This is a genomic window from Staphylococcus sp. Marseille-Q5304 (assembly GCF_943737015.1).
In the GTDB taxonomy this organism is placed as follows: domain Bacteria; phylum Bacillota; class Bacilli; order Staphylococcales; family Staphylococcaceae; genus Staphylococcus; species Staphylococcus hsinchuensis.
Window position 1 is genome coordinate 704479 of sequence record NZ_CALSFP010000001.1, and the last position, 21163, is coordinate 725641.

The 21163-nt window shown below is 31.4% G+C and carries 20 protein-coding genes, 8 tRNA genes and 1 pseudogene; 22 read left to right on the forward strand and 7 right to left on the reverse strand.

Annotated features, from left to right (window positions below; genetic code table 11):
- Positions 1-5: 5 nt before the first annotated feature.
- A complete protein-coding gene (locus NGI30_RS03585) occupies positions 6-377 on the reverse strand; it encodes a YtxH domain-containing protein (protein WP_251519617.1) in 372 nt (123 codons plus the stop codon).
- Positions 378-458: 81 nt separating this feature from the next.
- Positions 459-884, reverse strand: a complete 426-nt coding sequence (locus tag NGI30_RS03590) for an HIT family protein (protein WP_251942734.1) — start codon at positions 882-884, stop codon at positions 459-461.
- A gap of 130 nt (positions 885-1014) precedes the next feature.
- Here NGI30_RS03590 and ecsA point away from each other — a divergent pair, with 130 nt between their 5' ends.
- Both ecsA and ecsB read left to right on the forward strand, forming a co-directional pair.
- Positions 1015-1749, forward strand: a complete 735-nt coding sequence (gene ecsA, locus NGI30_RS03595) for an ABC transporter ATP-binding protein EcsA (protein WP_251519621.1) — start codon at positions 1015-1017, stop codon at positions 1747-1749.
- Positions 1749-2975, forward strand: coding sequence for an ABC transporter permease EcsB (gene ecsB, locus NGI30_RS03600; RefSeq protein ID WP_251519623.1), 1227 nt, complete (start codon positions 1749-1751; stop codon positions 2973-2975). The genes ecsA and ecsB overlap by 1 nt, the downstream gene beginning before the upstream one ends.
- A 139-nt stretch (positions 2976-3114) precedes the next feature.
- On the opposite strand, the gene NGI30_RS03605 is transcribed toward ecsB, so the two are convergent.
- Positions 3115-3615: a signal transduction protein TRAP gene (locus NGI30_RS03605; protein WP_251942735.1), complete on the reverse strand. Its 501-nt coding sequence runs from the start codon at positions 3613-3615 to the stop codon at positions 3115-3117.
- 260 nt (positions 3616-3875) lie between these two features.
- On the opposite strand from NGI30_RS03605, the gene hemE reads away from it, so the two are divergent.
- The 12 genes from hemE to NGI30_RS03665 all read left to right on the forward strand — a co-directional run bounded on the left by hemE (position 3876) and on the right by NGI30_RS03665 (position 9200).
- The gene (gene hemE, locus NGI30_RS03610) at positions 3876-4910 is read left to right on the forward strand and encodes a uroporphyrinogen decarboxylase (RefSeq protein ID WP_285813496.1); all 1035 of its coding nucleotides are present in this window, start codon (positions 3876-3878) and stop codon (positions 4908-4910) included.
- A gap of 38 nt (positions 4911-4948) precedes the next feature.
- Positions 4949-5872: a ferrochelatase gene (gene hemH, locus NGI30_RS03615; protein WP_251942736.1), complete on the forward strand. Its 924-nt coding sequence runs from the start codon at positions 4949-4951 to the stop codon at positions 5870-5872.
- Positions 5873-5884: 12 nt separating this feature from the next.
- A complete protein-coding gene (gene hemY, locus NGI30_RS03620) occupies positions 5885-7282 on the forward strand; it encodes a protoporphyrinogen oxidase (protein WP_251519658.1) in 1398 nt (465 codons plus the stop codon).
- Between the two features lie 233 nt (positions 7283-7515).
- Positions 7516-8073 (forward strand): RBBP9/YdeN family alpha/beta hydrolase, encoded by a 558-nt coding sequence (locus NGI30_RS03625; protein WP_251519678.1) that lies wholly within the window; start codon positions 7516-7518, stop codon positions 8071-8073.
- Between the two features lie 421 nt (positions 8074-8494).
- Positions 8495-8568 (forward strand) — tRNA-Met (locus NGI30_RS03630).
- 10 nt (positions 8569-8578) lie between these two features.
- Positions 8579-8654, forward strand: a tRNA-Asp gene (locus NGI30_RS03635).
- A 4-nt stretch (positions 8655-8658) separates the two neighbouring features.
- Positions 8659-8731: transfer RNA gene (locus NGI30_RS03640), tRNA-Phe, on the forward strand.
- 17 nt (positions 8732-8748) lie between these two features.
- A tRNA-His gene (locus NGI30_RS03645) sits at positions 8749-8821 on the forward strand.
- Positions 8822-8840: 19 nt separating this feature from the next.
- A tRNA-Gly gene (locus NGI30_RS03650) sits at positions 8841-8914 on the forward strand.
- Positions 8915-8923: 9 nt separating this feature from the next.
- Positions 8924-8998, forward strand: a tRNA-Asn gene (locus tag NGI30_RS03655).
- Between the two features lies 1 nt (position 8999).
- A tRNA-Glu gene (locus tag NGI30_RS03660) sits at positions 9000-9071 on the forward strand.
- 40 nt (positions 9072-9111) lie between these two features.
- Positions 9112-9200, forward strand: a tRNA-Ser gene (locus NGI30_RS03665).
- A gap of 335 nt (positions 9201-9535) precedes the next feature.
- Here the strand turns inward: NGI30_RS03665 and NGI30_RS03670 are convergent.
- Positions 9536-10837 carry an SNIPE associated domain-containing protein gene (locus NGI30_RS03670; protein WP_251942737.1) on the reverse strand — a complete coding sequence of 434 codons (1302 nt, stop codon included), beginning with the start codon at positions 10835-10837 and terminating at the stop codon, positions 9536-9538.
- 352 nt (positions 10838-11189) lie between these two features.
- Between NGI30_RS03670 and NGI30_RS03675 the strand changes: the two are divergent.
- Positions 11190-11516, forward strand: a pseudogene (locus NGI30_RS03675) (hypothetical protein); the annotation flags it as partial.
- Positions 11517-12793: 1277 nt separating this feature from the next.
- On the forward strand, positions 12794-12976 hold the full coding sequence (locus tag NGI30_RS03685) for a hypothetical protein (protein WP_251942738.1): 183 nt from the start codon (positions 12794-12796) through the stop codon (positions 12974-12976).
- Positions 12977-13263: 287 nt separating this feature from the next.
- On the opposite strand, the gene NGI30_RS03690 is transcribed toward NGI30_RS03685, so the two are convergent.
- Entirely contained in the window at positions 13264-13887 is a 624-nt protein-coding gene (locus tag NGI30_RS03690) for a LysE family translocator (RefSeq protein WP_251942740.1), read from the reverse strand.
- Between the two features lie 414 nt (positions 13888-14301).
- Between NGI30_RS03690 and NGI30_RS03695 the strand changes: the two genes are divergently transcribed.
- The 4 genes from NGI30_RS03695 (at position 14302) to menC (ending at position 18748) form a co-directional block, all read left to right on the forward strand.
- Positions 14302-14826: a hypothetical protein gene (locus NGI30_RS03695; RefSeq protein ID WP_251519685.1), complete on the forward strand. Its 525-nt coding sequence runs from the start codon at positions 14302-14304 to the stop codon at positions 14824-14826.
- Positions 14827-15192: 366 nt separating this feature from the next.
- A complete protein-coding gene (locus NGI30_RS03700; protein WP_251519688.1) occupies positions 15193-15552 on the forward strand; it encodes an MmcQ/YjbR family DNA-binding protein in 360 nt (119 codons plus the stop codon).
- A gap of 783 nt (positions 15553-16335) precedes the next feature.
- Positions 16336-17724 (forward strand): o-succinylbenzoate--CoA ligase, encoded by a 1389-nt coding sequence (menE, locus tag NGI30_RS03705; protein WP_251519689.1) that lies wholly within the window; start codon positions 16336-16338, stop codon positions 17722-17724.
- Between the two features lie 19 nt (positions 17725-17743).
- Positions 17744-18748, forward strand: coding sequence for an o-succinylbenzoate synthase (gene menC, locus NGI30_RS03710; protein ID WP_251519691.1), 1005 nt, complete (start codon positions 17744-17746; stop codon positions 18746-18748).
- Here menC and yidD read toward each other — a convergent pair.
- On the reverse strand, positions 18745-18981 hold the full coding sequence (yidD, locus tag NGI30_RS03715; protein WP_251519693.1) for a membrane protein insertion efficiency factor YidD: 237 nt from the start codon (positions 18979-18981) through the stop codon (positions 18745-18747). The two genes, menC and yidD, sit on opposite strands and share 4 nt — an antisense overlap.
- 59 nt (positions 18982-19040) lie before the next feature.
- On the opposite strand from yidD, the gene ytkD reads away from it, so the two are divergent.
- Complete coding sequence (gene ytkD, locus NGI30_RS03720; RefSeq protein WP_251519695.1) at positions 19041-19517, forward strand: RNA deprotection pyrophosphohydrolase; 477 nt, start codon at positions 19041-19043, stop codon at positions 19515-19517.
- Positions 19501-20295 (forward strand): alpha/beta hydrolase family protein, encoded by a 795-nt coding sequence (locus NGI30_RS03725; protein ID WP_251519697.1) that lies wholly within the window; start codon positions 19501-19503, stop codon positions 20293-20295. Before ytkD ends, NGI30_RS03725 begins: the two co-directional genes overlap by 17 nt.
- Before the next feature lie 72 nt (positions 20296-20367).
- Here NGI30_RS03725 and NGI30_RS03730 read toward each other — a convergent pair whose 3' ends face one another.
- A complete protein-coding gene (locus NGI30_RS03730; RefSeq protein ID WP_251942741.1) occupies positions 20368-20958 on the reverse strand; it encodes an Ltp family lipoprotein in 591 nt (196 codons plus the stop codon).
- Positions 20959-21163: the final 205 nt, after the last annotated feature.

The window sequence follows — 21163 nt, forward strand, 5'->3', positions numbered from 1 at the left end:
ATCAATTACTTATCTTTTTGGAAAGTATTACTAATTTCTTCACCACGGTTTTGAAGATTTTCAACATGAGATTGTAGACGGTTAATATTTGGATCGATATCCGCTTTGAAATCACCAATCATTGTCTTAACTTCGTCACCGATAGAGTTACCGAACTCAGTACCTTCAGTTTTTATTTGATTTACGTAATTCATAATATCGTTGATATTTTGTTTAATCGTATCAATTTCTCTTGTGAATTCTGATTCAGCGCCAGCAGGACGTTTTACTTTTAATTGGCGATCAGCATCTTGTTTATTGTCACGGTTCATCATTGCAACGCCAAGACCAGTTGCTAAACCTGCAGTCACACCTAATATAATTTGAGCTGTTCTCATTACAATTCTCCTCATTTCTTAATTAATCTCATATTTGTTTAATATTTTTTATATACCCATTTTCGTTGGATAATAAGCATTTTAGTTGAATTGGTTAGCAATTTCTTTTGCAAGTTGAGCTTTCATATCATCATCGATCGTATCTTCATGTGTTTCCCAATGATAGCCAAAACCGTCTGTGTCGTTCTCATATCTTGGTAATAAATGGAAATGAAGATGGAAGACAGATTGATCGGCGAACTCGCCATTATTTTGTATAATATTTAAACCATCAGGATTAAATGCTTTTTTAATCGCATTTGCAACTTTTGGAAGTGCAGCACCAATATGTTGCATCGTTGCTTCATCGGTTTCAAATATATTCGCAGATGGTTTCTTCGGAACAAGTAATGTATGTCCTTTAGTAACTTGTGAGATATCTAGAAATGCATATACGTATTCATCTTCATATACTTTATGACTTGGAATTTCACCGTCAATAATTTTGCTAAAGATAGTTTCTGACATAATATCTTCACTCCTTTTATCATAGTTACAAATATTATAGCATTCCTACAATATTTTCGTCAGTGCTTTACATATAAATTTATGAATAAACATTGATTTTTGGTACAATACAAATTATGGAGGTGCCCATATGACAGTGAAAGTTGAGCAACTAACAGGTGGTTATGGTAAAAAACCTATTATTAAAAATATCAATTTTGAACTCAAAAAAGGAGAAATCGTAGGACTCATTGGATTAAATGGAGCCGGTAAAAGTACAACAATAAAACATATGCTCGGTTTACTCACGCCAATGGAAGGTGAGTTGACGATTTCCGATGTTAATATAAAACAAGATGTTGAAACGTATAGAAGAAAGTTATCATATATTCCAGAATCGCCAGTGATTTATGAAGAATTAACTTTGAAAGAACATATTTACATGACAGCAATGGCTTATGATATAAACAGAGAGGAAGCTATGAAACGTGCTGAACCATTACTTAAAACCTTCCGTTTAGAAAATGAATTGAACATTTTCCCAAGTCATTTTTCTAAAGGTATGAAACAAAAGGTAATGATCATTTGTGCATTTATCGTAGATCCTGAACTATACATTATTGATGAGCCTTTCTTAGGCTTAGATCCACTAGGTATTCAATCGATGTTAAATTTAATGGTAGAAAAGAAAAAAGAAGATAGAACTGTATTAATGAGTACGCATATACTTGCAACAGCTGAACGATATTGTGATCGATTTATTATTATGGATAAAGGTGAGATAGTGGCGTTCGGTGATTTAGATGAGTTGCGCACACAAACAGGATTACATGACAAAACATTAGATGAAATTTATATTCATGTTACGCAAGGTGGCCAAGCATAATGAGTAGTCTGGATGCAAAGCAGTTATTTAACGAACGTCGTCAGGCCATCAATAAAGAAAAACGCTACTATAATAAGTTTATATTTAATGGTCATTTTTCTGTTTTTATCGTTATTATGCTAGGTGCTTTTATAATGGGATACGGTGGCTGGTTAAAGCATATCCCGAAAGGTATTAATTATGCGTTAATTGCGAGTTTAGTGTTAGCAATTACTTCAATGTTTCCATTACGTACATTACTTAAAGATGCAGACCGTCTATTCTTATTACCATTTGAAAAACATATGTCAGATTATATGAAATCTAGTTTGATTTATAGTTATTTTTTAAGGCTGCCTATCCAAATCATAATGATTATCGTATTGTTTCCATTGTTTTATGTAATCAATGGTAAATCGTATGGTTTCTATATCATGTTTGCGATATTAGCATTAATCTTGCCATATTTAGGTTTATTACTTAAATGGCAATGGTATCGTTATAGACTTGAAACTTGGTCTTTATATTTATTATTATTCATTATCTTTACATCAGGGTATTTTGTAGTGTTGGGACCTAAAAATATTTCAGGTTTAAGTACGATTTTACTACTGATAGGATTAATTTTAATATTGAAAAAGATTAATATAAAACAGTTATTCCCATGGGAACGTATGATTAAATCTGAACAACAGCACCATATGAATTACTACAAATTTGTAAATATGTTCACTGATGTTAAACATTTAAAAGAAACAGCAGTCCGCAGAAGTTATTTGGATCCTATATTACGCACACCAAGTACGAAGAAATTTAATGAGAATCACATGTACTTATATTTATTTACAAGAAGTTTTGCAAGAGGTAAGGATGCCTTTCACATTATATTAAGGCTCGTTGTGATTGCATTGATCTTAATGATATGGTTACAACAACCTATTGTTACATTAGTGATTGGCGGATTGTTTATGTATATTATCTTATTACAGATGGCACAATTTTATACGCAACAAGCTTACGGTTTATGGCCTCAAGTTTGGCCTGTTAGCGATACGAAAGTGATTAAAGGTTACCACCAATTTTTATTACGATTAATGGTAATTTTAGGTATATTATTCACTATTGTTTATGCGATTGTAAATCCTATCTATGCATATGGAGGTATAGTGTTCTTTATCGTAGGATGGTTAACTATAAGAAGCGTGATTAAAAAGTTACAGTACCAAGAAACGTTATTGAGAGACTAAATTATATTTCCATCTATAAATAATGTTTCAATTATATAAAATAAAAGCAGTGAAGTTATCTATTAATGTAGAAAGCTTCACTGCTTTTTAATATTGTATTTATATTGAATATAATATTTTAAAAGATGGTCAACAAAGATTAATGTTCGATTGGATATAAATATCTTTCGAAATAACTTGAATGTTGCCCGCTTGCACCGAAAAATTGACTTAATGCCGTCTTAGCAAAATTGTCATTAAATACTGTTGATGATTTAAAGTCTTCATAGTCGGCTCTTTTGTTAAAACCAAAGTAAACCTTATATGTTAAACCTTGGTTAGGTTTTAATAAACGATAACTACGATAACCCGCAAATTGTTGGAAATCAGCTGTTACATTCATTAATTTCTTCTCTAATTGATATGCATGGTCATCAGTAGTAGGGACGAAGATGACAGAATAGAAATGGTCTTCGTTTAATTCACCTTCTGATTGTAAGATGTCATATTCAATAGGTTGTTTTAAAGCTGTTGTAGTATCAGTTTCTTCAATAATTACTGAAGAATCTGAAGCTGAAAATTGTAGTAATTCATGGTCTGGGTTATTGATTCTTATCTGATTCAAATAACCAAAGGTACCATAAGAAGCATATAGTTTCATATCGTTATCCCCCTTGTTATTCTCCATTATTTGTATGTAACAATTATACTTTACTATATTTAGTTTAATTTTCCCAATATATACATATATTTGCTAGCTTATATTATAATAGATTCTTGATAGAAGGTAAAAGATTTTTAAATAGTGTGACATTATTTATTGAGTATGAATTTTTTATGACATTTAAGCATGACGAAATACGAACATAATAACATATGATATTATAAATAAGAATGATTATAATGTAGGAGGATCTTAAGGTGCATAGCAAAAACAATACAATTTTAAAGATGATTCAGGGAGAGGAAGTTTCACATACGCCTGTATGGTTTATGCGACAAGCAGGACGCTCTCAACCTGAATATAGAAAGTTAAAAGAAAAATATTCATTATTTGAAATTACGCATCAACCAGAGTTATGTGCATATGTGACACATCTTCCTGTAGATAATTACAATACAGATGCTGCAGTATTATATAAAGATATCATGACACCACTAAAACCTATTGGTGTAGACGTAGATATTAAATCAGGTATTGGCCCCGTTATTCAAAATCCTATTAAAAATATTCAAGATGTAGAGAAATTAGGGAAAATTGATCCTCAAAGAGATGTTCCTTATGTACTAGATACAATTAAGTTACTTACAGAAGAAAAATTAAACGTACCATTAATAGGATTTACAGGCGCACCATTTACTCTAGCGAGTTATATGATAGAAGGTGGCCCATCAAAAAATTACAATCATACAAAGGCTATGATGTACAGCGATGAAGCAACTTGGTTTGCATTGATGGATCATTTAGTTGAAATGTCTATCACATACGTTAACGCACAAATCAAAGCAGGTGCAGAGTTAATCCAAATCTTCGACTCATGGGTAGGGGCACTTAATGTTGAAGACTACAGATATTATATTAAGCCGTCTATGAATAAACTGATCAATGGAATTAAAGCGCAACATGATGTACCTGTTATCTTGTTTGGTGTGGGTGCAAGCCATTTAATCAATGAATGGAACGATTTACCTATCGATGTATTAGGTTTGGATTGGAGATATACAATTCAAGATGCACACGATTTAGACATCACTAAAACATTACAAGGTAATTTAGATCCGTCATTACTACTCGCACCATGGAATGTTATTGAAGAAAGATTAAAACCTATCTTAGATGAAGGTGTAGCTCATGGGAAACACATTTTCAATTTAGGCCATGGTGTATTCCCAGAAGTTAAACCTGAGACGTTAAGAAAGATTACTGAGTTTGTGCATAACTATACACAAAGATAACGAGAATACATTAAATTTATTTGAAGGATGATTTGAAAATGAAAAAGCGCATAGGCTTATTAGTTATGGCATACGGTACGCCGTATAAAGAAAGTGATATAGAAGCATATTACACAGATATTAGACATGGTAAGAAACCATCAACTGAAGAAATTGAAGATTTGAAAGCACGTTATGAATTTATAGGGGGACTTTCTCCTTTAGCTCGAATTACTAATAATCAAGCAAATGCATTATGTGAAGCCTTAAATGAAACATATTCAGATGTTGAATTTAAACTTTACATTGGTCTAAAACATATCCATCCATTTATCGAAGATGCCGTACAATCTATGCATGAAGATGGTATTACAGAAGCGGTAACAGTAGTACTCGCTCCACATTATTCTAGCTTTTCAGTAGGATCTTATGATACGCGTGCCGAACAAGAAGCTGACAAATATGGTATAACATTAACGCACGTTCAACATTATTATCACCAACCTCAATTTATACAATACTGGTCAGAGAAAATTAATGAAACGTTAAGTCAAATACCTCAAGAAGAGCATGATGATACTGTATTAGTGGTTTCTGCGCATAGCTTACCAAAAGGGCTAATTGAAAGAAATAACGACCCATACCCAACAGAATTACATGAAACTGCCCAACTCCTTGAACAGAATACGCATATTAAACATGTTGCAGAAGGTTGGCAGTCTGAAGGTAATACAGGCACACCTTGGTTAGGACCTGATGTTCAATATTTAACGAAATCACTCTATGAGCAACACGGTTATAAACATTTTATATATACACCGGTTGGATTTGTGTGTGAACATTTAGAAGTATTATATGATAATGACTACGAATGTAAAGTAGTGTGTGATGAAATAGGTGCGAACTATTATCGTCCTGTAATGCCTAACACAGATCCTTTATTTATAGGCGCCATCGTTGAAGAAATTAAATCTGTCTATTAAGAAAGGAGCTTGTTGATGACGGAAATTGCAATTATAGGTGCAGGGATCACTGGGTTAACAAGTGCATACTACATTAAACGACAACGACCTGACATTGACGTAACAATTTACGAAGCGACAAATAGAACAGGTGGTAAGATTCAAACATATAGAAAAGACGGCTACACGATTGAACTGGGACCTGAATCGTATCTTGGAAGAAAGCATATTATGACAGATGTCGCAAAAGACATTGGTTTAGAGTCAGATCTCGTTACAAATCAAACAGGTCAATCTTATATCTATGCTAAAAATAAACTTTATCCTATCCCAGGTGGATCCATTTTGGGAATACCGACAAGTCTGAAACCATTTTTACAAACGAAACTCATTTCACCGATAGGTAAACTGAGAGCCGGTTTAGATTATTTAAAGCGTCCAACACAGATGGAAAATGATATTTCAGTAGGACACTTTTTCCGAGCAAGATTAGGTGATGAAGTACTTGAAAATCTCATAGAACCATTAATGGGTGGTATTTACGGCACAAATATAGATGACTTAAGTTTAATGAGTACCTTCCCTGAATTTAAGCAGAGAGAAGAGCAATTCGGTAGCTTAATTAAAGGGATGAAATATGAGAAGATACAGCGCCAACAGCAAAGACAGCTTTATCCTGGTGCCCCGAAAGGTCAATTTAGACAATTTAAAAATGGATTAAGTTCATTTATTGAAAGTTTAACTAAATATGTAGAACACCAAGGAGTAAAGATTGTATATAATACTAGAGTAAATGATATTACTCAATCTCAGAAACATTATCATTTACACTTTACTAATCAAAAGATTGCTTTCGATGGGGTATTAGTTACAACACCACACCAAACTTTTATAAAATGGTTCGAGAATGATCCAGCGTTTGATTACTTTAAAGAAATGCAATCTACGTCAGTTGCTACAGTTGTATTGGCATTTGATGAAAAAGACATTGAAAACACGTACGACGGCACAGGGTTTGTTATTGCACGTACGAGCAATACGACAATTACAGCTTGTACTTGGACAAGTAAAAAATGGCCATTCACAACACCAGAAGGTAAAGTATTGTTGCGTGCTTACGTAGGTAAACCAGGTGACACTACATTAGATGCTCATAACGACGATGAAATCGTGTCGATAGTAAGAAACGATTTAAATAAAATGATGAATATTAATGGCGATCCTGAATTCAGTATTGTAAACCGATTACCACAGAGTATGCCACAATATAGAGTGGGTCATATCGATAAAGTTAAAGATATTCAGTCACACATTATTAAAAATTATCCAAAATTAAGAATAACAGGTGCTTCATTTGAAGCGGTAGGTTTACCGGATTGTATACAACAAGGTAAAGATGCGGTTGAATCTCTATTAAATGAAATAGAATAATAGATTAAAAAACATTACTCGATTTAATTTAATTATTAAAAAGGGTGATGTTTTTTTATTATGAGATTTTAAAACTCATTAAATTTATGAGATACTAAAAATTAAATGCTAAGGATTTTAAGAGTTATGAAATAAGATGTGACTTTGCCTAAAGAACGAATTGAGTATACAAAAAGTTAGCATTGAGTATCAATAAGGAAAGGTAACTCTTTTACTCCGTGGGGGAATTAATAATGACAGATATAATTATAGTACATTCTAAATATGGAGATTCAACAAACCACTGGTATGAGTGGTTAGCAAATAATTTAACGATTGAAGGTTATCGCGTAAATATTTTTAATATTGCAGTTGACACAAATGATAATCTTCAACAATGGGTAGACGAAATGGAACAACAAATACATATTCGAAAATATGAAACATACTTTGTTACGCATGGATTTGGCACATTAGCTGCTTTAAAATACCTAGAATGTAAAGATATTCAAAGTATAGAAGGGCTTTTTAGTATTTCGGGATTTAAAGATGATGCTAAAGATATCGATGAAAATATAAAACTGAAAGATGAATCGATAGATTATGAAAAAGTAAAATCTAAAGTGGATCATTTTTATGGTTTATGTTCAAAAGATGATCAATATGTTTCCTATAAAGAAACAAAGAGACTCATGGACACGCTAGGTGGGACATGTAGGATAACAGATCACGGCGGACATTTTATGGATAGTGATGGATTTGGTACGTTTACCAAATTACAAAGTAAAATGCAGAAGTTAATGACAACGTAAATAATCATAAAGAAAAGGTCATTTACGTTGCTTGAATGTATTATTTAGGAATTTAAAGTCGTGCGTTTTTAATGAAGTGAATAAGAGCACGCTACTTTGAAATAGAATCAGATAAGGAATAGGGGACGCGTAAAATTAATAATGTAAAGAAAACAAAGAAAAAATATAAATAAAGCACAAAAATTAAAAAAATATGGTATATATTGCGTTTTTACACAAATTTCTTTCAATAAGTTATTGACGTTAGTGCTAAAAATTTATATACTGTAAAAGTCTTACAAGTTAGCCGAGTTCAAATAGCAAGTATTACATATCTTCTTTAAGCAATAATTAAATAAATGTAAATAAATTATAAAAATATATTGACTTGATATTAAGATATATGCTATATTAATGAGGTAGGCGTATTAAATAATATTAACGCGGGATGGAGCAGTTCGGTAGCTCGTCGGGCTCATAACCCGAAGGTCGGTGGTTCAAATCCGCCTCCCGCAATTACATAATAGGTCCCGTAGTGTAGCGGTTAACACGCCTGCCTGTCACGCAGGAGATCGCGGGTTCGATTCCCGTCGGGACCGCCATTATGGTTCAGTAGCTCAGTTGGTAGAGCAATGGATTGAAGCTCCATGTGTCGGCAGTTCGACTCTGTCCTGAACCATTTCTGATTTGCCCTTGGCGGATGTGGCGAAGTGGTTAACGCATCGGATTGTGGTTCCGACACGCGTGGGTTCGATTCCCATCATCCGCCCCTTTAATCATTATCATATGCGGGTGTAGTTTAATGGCAAAACCTCAGCCTTCCAAGCTGATGTTGTGGGTTCGATTCCCATCACCCGCTCCATTATATTAATCCACAGTAGCTCAGTGGTAGAGCTATCGGCTGTTAACCGATCGGTCGTAGGTTCGAGTCCTACCTGTGGAGCCATGGCCCCGTGGTCAAGCGGTTAAGACACCGCCCTTTCACGGCGGTAACACGGGTTCGAGTCCCGTCGGGGTCATACAAACAGAAGTGAAATATCGCTTCTGTTTTTTTAATATGGAAAGTTGTCCGAGTTGGCCGAAGGAGCACGCCTGGAAAGCGTGTAGGCGCCACAAGCGTCTCGAGGGTTCGAATCCCTCACTTTCCGTTATTTGCTTATTCCTCGTTATTCATCGTTTATAAAAACGTTAATATGACGGGGTTTTGTTATATCTCGTTTAACTTCGTTTTTCATCGTTTTTATAATTCTACGCCAACGGAACGCCAATATTCGCATGATAAAATAGGTGTTACGCCAATATTTTTAAGTCGACGCCAACGCAGTTATCGCCTTGTTTTCTGAAATGTTTGCCATTATAACCAAAATAAAACCCCCATTTATCGTTACTATTCATTTTGACTTACATTTTATAAATTTTTAGAGAACTTAAGTTCTAGTAGAGGATAAAAAATAATAAGGGTACCGAAGTACCCTTATTATTTTTAACTTATTTCCAATCTCAATGATTCTTTATATTGTATTGCTTTGGGTTCATCAATAAAATTCACTGTATTATTATGTTCTTTTAATACTTGATTTTTAATTTCTTCTATATTTAATTTAAAGAACTCTTTACGTCCATTCACTTTATTAACTTTGTAATTTTTAAAATGTTGATGTAAATTCTTCTCTAACTCAAATGCATTTTCTGAAAAAATTAAAGCATGAACATCAAATTCAAATGGTACAGAAGCACTGCTCAATTCATTTATTCTATCCATAGGATCTAAACGACGAGTTACGCCAATTTTATAAATATTTTCTCCGAATGATCCAATGTTAGAAATGATATAAACATATCCAGATTGAGCTTTTTGTTGTCGTTCACTTATATTTTCTTTTTCAGTATTTAGGTTCTGTAAAGATTGTTCAAGTTCTTTTATTTTTTCAATAAATAGTTCTTTTTCAGCTTGTAATTCTGTATTATTTAGATATTTTGTTAGCTTATTGATTTCATTATTATGATGTTTAATATCTTTATTTAATTCGTTGAGTCTTTTTTCCATTTCTTTTTTAGCTTTTTCTTCTTCTTTAATTCTTTCACGTTCTTCTCTTCTAATTATTTTTTCATCTTCAAGTTTAATTTGATATTTATGTACTAATTCAAGCATCTCGAGTTTTATATCTAATAGTTGAGTAGGAATTTGTACATTATCAGTTTCAAATATTTTATTTATACCTTCAAAACTCTTAAAAATTCTATTTTGCATACTTTCAATATTTTTACTTGTAACGCTGTTAATTAAAATTGCAGTTTCAGCGTTAAATAATCTTATAATTTGTTTTACTTGATTATTATAGTGACGTTTATTAGACGTAGGAATATCAAGTAATAAATTCTCTTTATTTATTAACTCTTTTTCTTTTAATTCTAATTTCTTTATATAATTATTAATATCCGTTGAAGCTACATCAGTCATTTTAAATGGATAAATTAACTTTAATTCATATTTAGATCTTTTTTCTTTAATTAAATTATTTAAATATGATAATTCATCAGTACCTTTTTGAATATTTCGATGTAATTCATGTGAGATATTTTCCAATTCTTTAGTTTTAATTTTTAATAGTTGATAATTTTTTACATCAATTTCGGTTATTTTATCAATGAGAACTAATTTAATTACTGCATAAATCGAAAGGCCAAAGGGTATAATTGCTATTCCTGGCGTAGCGATTGCAAATAACAAAGTTACTAATATTGTCCACATTACCCAATTCTTTTTAAAATTTTTGTTTTCCATGATTTCCTCTCCAATTAATTTTTATATTCAAACGTACATAATTGTTCTAACATTTTTTAATTTACATAGTACGAGATGCGGTATGAATAAATAGTGTGTTTTACATATTCAATAAATTGTTAAATTCTCTCAATTATTTCTCTATGAAATAAAAATTAAGTTAACTTGATTTATACAATATAATACTATACTTATTTACTAGAGTTTGGCAATAGATATTTTGAATATTTTGTATTATATTTTTGATTAATTTATAAAGTTTCAAAATTTTGATAGTTTAATAATTTTATCGGTAGGGTAGAATACTTTTACCTACTGTTGTCTCCTAGAATATATCCGTCTAGGAGGAGCTATGATAAGTTTAATTTCCGCAATTGGGTCCATCGGGACTTTCATTATGGCACTATTTTATATTATTTCTATTTCTATTCAGTTTTACCAAATGAAAATTGAATTTATTCCAGCGCTCGGCTTTAACCAAACCTTATTGAGTAGGGACAACAAAAATCAATTATATTTGTTGAATACGTCTGCCAGAGAATCTAAACATGAAGATTTTTTAAGGTTATATAATTTAGGTGGCGGTGCAGCGAAAGAAATTAAGATAGAAATATATTTAGATGGAGATAAGACGATTCAAACTAAATATGTTAATATCTTACCGAGTAATGATGATTTTTAACTTCATTCCCAACTAGTCTGTTTTGATTCAAATGCAAAACTAAAATATCATGAGCATTTATATCATCTTTCATAATCATTTCCCCTTTATTTTTAATATCCCAATTCTACTCGCATCATATGATTATATTCCTCTACACGTTCTTTTAACTTTTCATCTAGAATTGCCATATAAGAAGACATTTGTCTATGTTCAAAAGTTGAAATTTACTCTTCTAAACCGTTTTCCATGTGTTCATCAAAAATATCTAATGCAACTTTTGCAGCTTGATAACTGATTTCAAACATACCTGCAACTTCACTTTCTGATAGCACATGTCTATATTTATATCGGACATTGAGAGGAAACAATAAACATGATGCAAAAGAGTTTGCTTCAAATTCTTCGATTTTAGTTCGTTTTAAATCTCCTTAGTTGTTGCATGTTCAAATCCATGCCGTGATGATTCATAATAAAATGTCCATATTCATGAGCTAAAGTGAAACGTAATCTTCTACTATAATAATTCATATGAGTTATCCTATATTTAGAAGGTGAGGGGGGTGAGGCGAAAAGAAGGAACAAAAAGAACATTGCGAAGATGTTGAATATTACTTGAAAATCGGCACTTTCACGTTACTATTCATTGATTTACTTCACAAGATGTTCTTATGTAAGTCCCCGAAAGAGGGTCATTGCCTCTTATTATAATAGAAGGGGATAAAAATGAAAAGAGAGACTAAACAAAAAGTATCATTTAGTTTATCAATTGGAATATTAATCTTGGTTATTTTACTACTAATCACTTAATAATAAAATTTGCCTCATACTTAAAAATATGAATTGTTATGATAAAATGTTTAAAACAATCAAGAAATTAATTGAAAATAAAAGCATATCAAAGTATCAGATTAATAAAGATATCGGTTTTAGTTATGGAAATTTAAACTCAATGAAAAACGCTAAAATTTCATATGAGTATGCTAATATCCACCTAAGTGACTAGGGGTTATTTATTAAAAAATAATGTAAGAAAGGTGTTGAATCCATGACGTATGTCAATGATAAATATAAGTGTTTTATGGAAGTGATACAATAGAGAAGGGCAGAAAAATAACAACCTTCAATACTACAAATACTCGAACTGATAACAGATATCTACAAAATCTTTTTAACATGCTTGTTGAAACTTTGAATAGGTAAAGAGGCAAGAAAAGTAACAAACATAAACTATAATTAGTGTTGTGGCAAATTTATATACTTCCCAATTAAATATAAATCAACGAGGTGATTTTATGAGAAAAGAAATTGAAAAGTTATTAAATAGTGATATTACAACTTATAAAATATCAAAAGATACAAATATTAATAATAAAACAATATCAGAATTACGTTCAGGGAAAAGAAAGTTAGATAATATTACATTATTAACATCAGAAAAATTATACGAATATGCCAAAACTCACCTTAATGATTAGGTGAGTTTTGTGTCATACACGTGTCAATTTAATTGTATTTAGTTAATTTTTGTTAAAAAGAAAATCTTTTAAATATAATTACTTAAGACTTTTTAGTAAATGGTTTAAAATTTAAAAATTCCCTCACTTTCCGCTAGTCATCAATATAAATCCCCGTTATGCAATATTGGGAAAGTTGCATAACGGGGATATTTTGTATTTTAAAGCGGAAGGGAATAACTATGTGGCAGAATGACTTTTATTTCTATTTGTACTTTTTATTTTTGATTCGAATATTAAAAATATGACTATTGTTTTTGAACCTTTAATAAACTTATAGCTATGATAATTAAAGTTAATCCTACTAAGTAATCAAATACGGCTTTGAATTTGCTATTGTTAAAAATGAAATTGATATAATTAAAAATAAAACTACAAAGAACATACCACACAAGCGTCATTAATATTACAGCTCCTGAAAGAAAAAGTAGTTTACTTGTTCCATCTTGCTGAGTTATAAATTGTGGTAATACACTGACATAAAATAAAATAATTTTCGGATTTAAAATAGTGCTAAGTAAACCTTGTCTATATGATTTTAAATACTTTATTTTATATTGTCTTTCAGAGTTTTGGTTTATCTCTACTTTTTTACTTGCTCCTAAAATAGTTTTGATTCCTAAAAAAATTATGTATAGGGCACCTAAAAGTTTAATTCCAGTAAAAATATAATAAGAACTAGATAAGATAAATATTAATCCTAAAGCTGCAAATAGAGAATAAATTAAATGTGCAGTGGTTATTCCTAAAGTTGCAAAAATACCATTAGTTGGTCTTCCAGAAATGGAATTATTTAAAACTATAAAGAAATCTGGACCAGGAACGATAATTATCATTAAAGCAATAGCAAAAAAACTAATAAGTTGATCCATAAAATTCACCTCGCTGTTAATTTAGAAATTCATAAATTCACTGAATATTGTGAAAAAAGTTTTATTTCATAAAAATAACAAACAGCATTATAAAAAGCAATAGAAAATTTAATGAATAGAAGTAATTTTTTGAATTGTGTCATCAAAAATAATATTAATCTAACATGTATAATTGAACTGCAATTGATAAAATTAAAGAATTTAAGTAGTTTCAATAGTAAGTATTTTAAATAATATAAATGTATTTCATATACTTTCGAATTGATACGAAACTTAAATCATATTAAATATAAAATTTAAAAATTGGAAAATTCTTAAAAAATTTAAATACTATGGTTTTAATGTTATGAAAAAGTGGTAGAATAATTCTACCTACTCTGTTGTCTCCTAGAATATATCCGTCTAGGAGGAGCTATGATAAGTTTAATTTCCGCAATTGGGTCCATCGGGACTTTCATTATGGCACTATTTTATATTGTTTCTATTTCCATTCAGTTTTACCAAATGAAAATTGAATTTATTCCAGCGCTAGGCTTTAACCAAACCTTATTGAGTAGAGACAACAAAAATCAATTATATTTGTTGAACACGTCTGCTAGAGAATCTAAACATGAAGATTTTTTAAGGTTATATAATTTAGGTGGCGGTGCAGCGAAAGAAATTAAGATAGAGATATATTTAGATGGAGGTAAGACGATTCAAACTAAATATGTTAATATCTTACCGAGTAAAGAAGGTTATTTATTACCTATCAATAGATGGGTGTTTGATGAATTGAATAAATCAATCGACAGTCGCACTGAACAGTCTAATATAAAAATAAAAATCTCATATAACCATTACGTAAGTAGAAAAACTAATGTAATCACTTATAGAGCTTATATAGATGATTTTAATGAATACAATGATAGAGATATATATGAATTACAATTTGTATAATTGTGTAGTGTCTGAACTCACCTTAAATAGGTGAGTTTTTATTTTTAATAAGACAAAGTTATTAGTATTTCTAAAATTTTCTTTACTTTTAAGTTGTTTGATGTAAATATAGTGCTATATATAAATTTCGTTATAAGTATTTTTAGATTTCAATGTATTTTAATAAAAGGAGTTGAGAAGTGAGAAAGTGGAAGTTATTTTTCACAATTATCAATGCTCACATCGTGATATGAAAGTTACTGTAAATGTTCGAAAAACAACAAAAGAAGAAAAAAGAGAAGCTATGATTGCTTTGGGTTTACTCGTAATTACAATTATAATAATAAAAAAGGTATTGTTTTAGTATAAATTTTTAAAGGTGATTTTATGGTGACACGTGAAGAAATTTTTAAATTTGTACAAAATAAATATGGTGTAGAACCTGACTATCCTTGGGAAAAATATTCAAATTATGCAGCGCTTCGTCATGATAATAATGGTAAATGGTTTGGGTTAATTATGGACATAACTGGAGATAAATTAAACCTTAATCATAACGATGACATCGATGTAATAAATTTAAAAGTTCATCAAGAATTTATTGGTAGTTTACGCAAGAAAAAGGGGATATATACTGCATATTATATGGATAAATCGAATTGGGTATCGATTAATCTGGACGAAATTCAGTCTTTAGAAGTTATTTCAGATTTAATAGAAGAAAGTTATGAGCTCACTACTAAATGATTGAGACTAATTTGTAATTAAAGTGAAGAAATAATAAAAAACGTACACAGCATTTGTGTACGTTTTTTTATATGGAAGTGATTGATAATAGAGATTTATTTAAATTACACATAGACATCGTACTTTGCAACTAGGGATTGTAATTCAAACTTTAGAAAGTAAACATAATTCCAATAATTGAAATAACCATGATGCTACATACAATAACTAATTCTTTGATATCGTCCAATGTGATCCTCCGTTCTCTATATTTTTGTTAATAAAAATTACTCCAAATATAAAATCATACTAGTGAACTAAGCGAATGGAGTAGCTAAAATTTATGTATAATGAGAATTCTTAGGATGTATTTTTAGAGGTAATTATAAATCGTTATATTTGTGTGCAACAGTTTAGCAATAGACTTATAGAACTTGCACGATAAATACAATAATATTGTACATGATTTGGTTGGTGAAGTTAAGAAGCTGGCGCGCAGAAAATTCTAATAATTAAGTAAAGCAAATGTAAAGGTTATGTATATAATTTCTGAAAATTCACCCTCAAAGATAATCTTTATCAATTTGGCAGTAGATGTCTGAATTGAAAATGCGCTTATTTCAAGCTTTTTTCAATCCTAGTCACCCTTACCGGGGTGAGACTACGAAATCTTTATTAAAAATTCGATTTCTGTCCCACTCCCATTTATCTTCGAAAATAATATATAAATTTAGTTTAATAATTTTATATTCTGAAATATACGAGCATACAAGTTATAATATATAAGAATGGAGGTATGATGTAGTGGAGTTTTGGTTGAAAACACAAGCACGAGAAAATAATGAAAAGATTTTTTTAGATGATGGAAGTACACAATTAACATTTGGTGAAGCATATGATTATACAACGCGATTAGCGCATACGCTAACTCAACTTAAACGAACTAGGTTAGGCTTGTATATTGATAATTCAATTGAATCTGTATTGTTGATTAATAGTTGTTGGTTAGCAGGTATTGAAACGGCGATGATTAATACACGCTTAACTGATCGAGAAATTCAATCTCAAATGGCGTCAGTTAATGTGGAAACTATTATAACTATGGAACAATTTGAATTGGCTGGTCTAACTATCATTCCTTATAAGACTTTACAAAGCCAGATGTCATCTCAACAATTCGAATTTGACTTTTCATTTGAACGAATTGCATCGATTATGTTTACTTCAGGTACCACTGGTCCACAGAAAGCAGTACCTCAAACTTTTGCAAATCATTATGCAAGTGCGCTTGGATGTAAAGAAAGTTTAGGTTTTAATGCAGAGACGAAATGGTTGTCAGTATTGCCGATTTATCATATTTCTGGATTAAGTGTGATTTTAAGAGCCCTTATTGGTGGTTTTACGGTACGCCTCGAATCAAAATTTGTAGCTGAGCGTATGTTACAAATTATTCAAGAAGAACAACCGACGCATGTATCATTAGTACCTCAGACATTAAAGTGGTTAATGAATGAAGGGCTAACACAACCTCACAGTATTGAAAAGATTCTACTAGGTGGTGCAAAGCTTTCGAGTAGCTTAATTGAACGTGCATTACAATATCATTTACCAATTTATAATTCTTTCGGTATGACAGAAACTTGTTCTCAATTTTTAACGGCGAGTTCGGAAATGTTAGCCACACGTCATGACACAGTAGGGCAAACGAGTGAAAATGTAGATGTGAAAATTAAAAATCCTAATCATCAAGGTCATGGGGAATTACTAGTGAAAGGTAACAATGTAATGGATGGTTATTTATATCCAGAAAATAGTAATAATGCTTTTGAGGATGGTTATTTTAATACAGGTGATATAGCCGAAATTACAGAAGAAGGTTATGTGATGGTTTATGACCGTCGTAAGGATTTAATTATTAGTGGTGGTGAAAATATTTACCCATATCAAATAGAAACGATAGCAAAATCACATCATCTTATAGAAGATGCTGTTTGTGTCGGGGTTAAAGATGAAACGTGGGGCGAAGTGCCGAGTTTATATTATGTAGCAGAAGTTGCTATTTCTGATGATACGTTAAAGGACTATTTTAAAGAAAATTTAGCGAAATATAAAATCCCGAAATTTTTCCATCGAATTTCATCGCTACCCTATACATCAACTGGTAAATTACAAAGAAATCAGTTGAAAAACTAACTGCGAGGTATCCTTAATTATGAAAATCATCGATATGAAAATGTATACGTTTGAGGCACCTTTTAAACAACCAATTATCACACCAAAAGTGAAATTATATTCTCGCAAAGCACTAGTTGTAGAGCTGATTACTGACGAGGGGATCAGTTACTTTGGAGAATGCAACGCATTTGCGACGAATTGGTATAGCAATGAAACAATAGATATTGTGAAACACAATGCGCACGCGTGGTTTAAAGAATACCAAGGCTATGCCTTTGAGACATATCAACAGCTTCAAGCAACTTTAAGTAAATTAGAATCATTTCCCGCAACACGAAGTATGATTGTGATGGCGTTATATCAAATATTTTATAAATTACCTTCATTTAGTGTGCCATATGGTGCTACAGTTAGTGGAATTTCAAAAGAAAATATTGAACAATTGAAAAAAACACGTCCATCGCGTGTTAAAATAAAATGGAGTTCGCAAATAATGGATGATATTCAAACAATCCAGAATTTGTCATTTAAACCTACAATAGCAATTGATGCCAATGAGTCCATAAAATCATCGGAAACCGACTTATTGTTAAAGTTAGCACAATATGAAATATTATATGTTGAAGAACCATTTAAACAGTTAGCGACTATAGATAATTTTGAAAAGGATCAACTACCAGCTTTAGCGATTGATGAAAAAGCTACTTCGTCTGAAGAAATAAAAAGAATCGTAACACAATTTAATGTGAAAGTGGTTGTATTAAAACCGTTCAGATTAGGTGGAATTGATAGGGTTTTAGAGATTATTAAACAACTTGAAAGGGCAAATATTGATTATGTCATAGGTGGTATGTATGAGTATGGTTTGAGTCGATATTTTACAGCAATGCTTGCTCGACATGCTTCATATCCATCAGATATTACACCTGCTGGATATTATTTTGAGACTGACTATGCACCAGACTCTGGCATATTAAAAGGAGGCTCTATCGAATTTGAGCCTCCAAAGATCGACGTTAATAAGTTAACGCGAATCGATTAATTTTTATCTGAATGATCTTTCTTTAATGGAACGGGATCAAAGCCGCCTTTATGCAATGGGTGACATTTAGAAATTCTTTTTATACCTAACCATGTACCTTTGAATGCACCATGTACTTCGATTGCTTCTTTCGTATATGCAGAACAAGTAGGATAGAAGCGACATGTTGGTGGTGTAATAGGTGATATAAAACGTTGGTAAATATATATAAGTTTAAGAAGAATGGTCTTCATGGTTATGCCTCCATCGTGAAATTAATTATGATTATCTTAACATACAAATAGGAAGAGTGATGCACTTGAAGTTTATTGATCAAGAGAATGATGATGTATATTTAAATTTTAAAAATGAGCATGATAACGCAGATGGACAACACGTATTAGTTATTCCTATTTATCATAATAAACTCTTATTTACGAAGCATAAACAACGGGGTATAGAGTTTCCAGGAGGTAAAGTTGAACCAGGTGAGTTAAGTTTAGAAGCTGCCAAAAGAGAACTCTTAGAGGAAACGGGCGCTCGTGCAAAAACGATAAATTATCTCGCTCAATATTATGTGGATCGAACGAATGGCAAAGGGTTTAGTAAAGATGTGTACGTAGTTCATGTGGCGGCAATTGAACAACAAGATGACTATTTAGAAACCCTAGGACCGATTTTATACCGACACCCAGATGAAGTACCAGGCTCTGATAAAAGTTATCTACTTAAAGACCCAGCTATTTTATATTGTCTAGAAAGAGTGATTGAACTTGGATTTTATCAATAAAAAGCGCATGCCTGTAGAGTTAGCACACCATAAAGTTGAAGAAGTGACTTACCTTGTAGATCAATTAAAGGTGAGAGGGCTAATGATGACACCACACAAAGAAGTCAAACGCATTGTAATATACTTACGTGGTGGTAAAGGACAAGTGGGGCGTGTACGTGCAGGAAGATTATTACAATTTGCAGATATCAATACGTTAGTCATAGGGCCTTATTATCGTGGTAATAACGGAAGTGAAGGTAAGGATGAGTTTTACGGAAATGATTTACACGATGTTACAGAAGCCATTCGTTTATTAAATCGTTCATATCCTAATGCATTTATACATATGGTTGGATTCTCTCGTGGTGGTTTACAAGGGTTATTAACGTTTCAAGATTTACCTATTACAAGTTATATCATTTGGGGTGGCGTATCTAATATTCACTTAATGTATGAAGAACGCGTGGATTTAAGAGGAATGTTGCGACGAATGATTGGGCATCCGCGTAAGCATTCTGAGCGTTATGAAAAACGATATGCTATTAATCAAATTTCTGCCACTAGTCCACCAATTTTAATCGTTCATGGCGGACAAGATCACCAGGTAGGGATTCATCAAGCTTATTATTTGGCGAATCAATTAGAACAAAGAGGTGCCGTATTCCGTACATATTATCAAATGAAAGAAGGCCATGTGCCAAAACCCTTTGCGTTGAAACATACGCTGCACACTGTCTTTCAATGGATGAGCGATGTTGAACAAGGTCATATTAAAGATGATTATGATGAAGACTAATATTATAGTATTTAGAAAATAATCAAAAGAAGCTGAAACATACACATGTTTCAGCTTCTTTTTTAAATGTAATTAATCTAAATGATTTACTGCGTATTGTGCTTCTTCATCCGTGAATTTTTCCCCATATGAAGATGTCAGTTGGTCATACACTGCATCGTTAGACATATTTTGTTCTTCTGCATAATCTTTGGCTTTTTCTAATGCATTCTTTTTATAATTTGCTTTAAGGTGTTTAATCGCATAATCAGCTTCTTTTTCTTTGAATTTTTCTCCATATTCAGAAGTCAGTTGATCATAAATACCTAGTTTAGACATATGCATTGTGTCAGAGTATGTTTTAGCTTTATTTAATGCTGCCTTTTCTTGACGTGTTGCATTAGAACTATTCGTTGAATTATCACCTGATGATGTTGAATTTGAGTCACTAAAACTTGCTGTTAGCGCTGATATACCGATAATAAATAAAATAATTAAAACAAGACATCCGCCACAACCACTGCAGCCCCATATCCATGCTTTTTTCTTTTTATCCTTACTTTGTTGATTTTGATACGCTTGAAATTGTTCCCATTGTCTTTGTTCGTGTGTGCTATTGTGATGGGTGTCAGAGTTTGTGCTGTGTTGATGATTCTGTTGGAAGTCATTACTGTTGTTCGACATAAAAAGCCTCCTAATTATTTTGTTTTTATTAAACAATTTATGTTGTAAATAATGCAGATATTCAGAAACATAAATTGTTAAAAGCTAAGGAATAAATTTTAAGTTTTGTTAAATGTAAAATGAGATGACAAAATAAAATGGTTAAACTTAAATTTATGAAATCTACTAAGATGAAAGTATATGTATGTAAAAGGGTGTTAAAAAT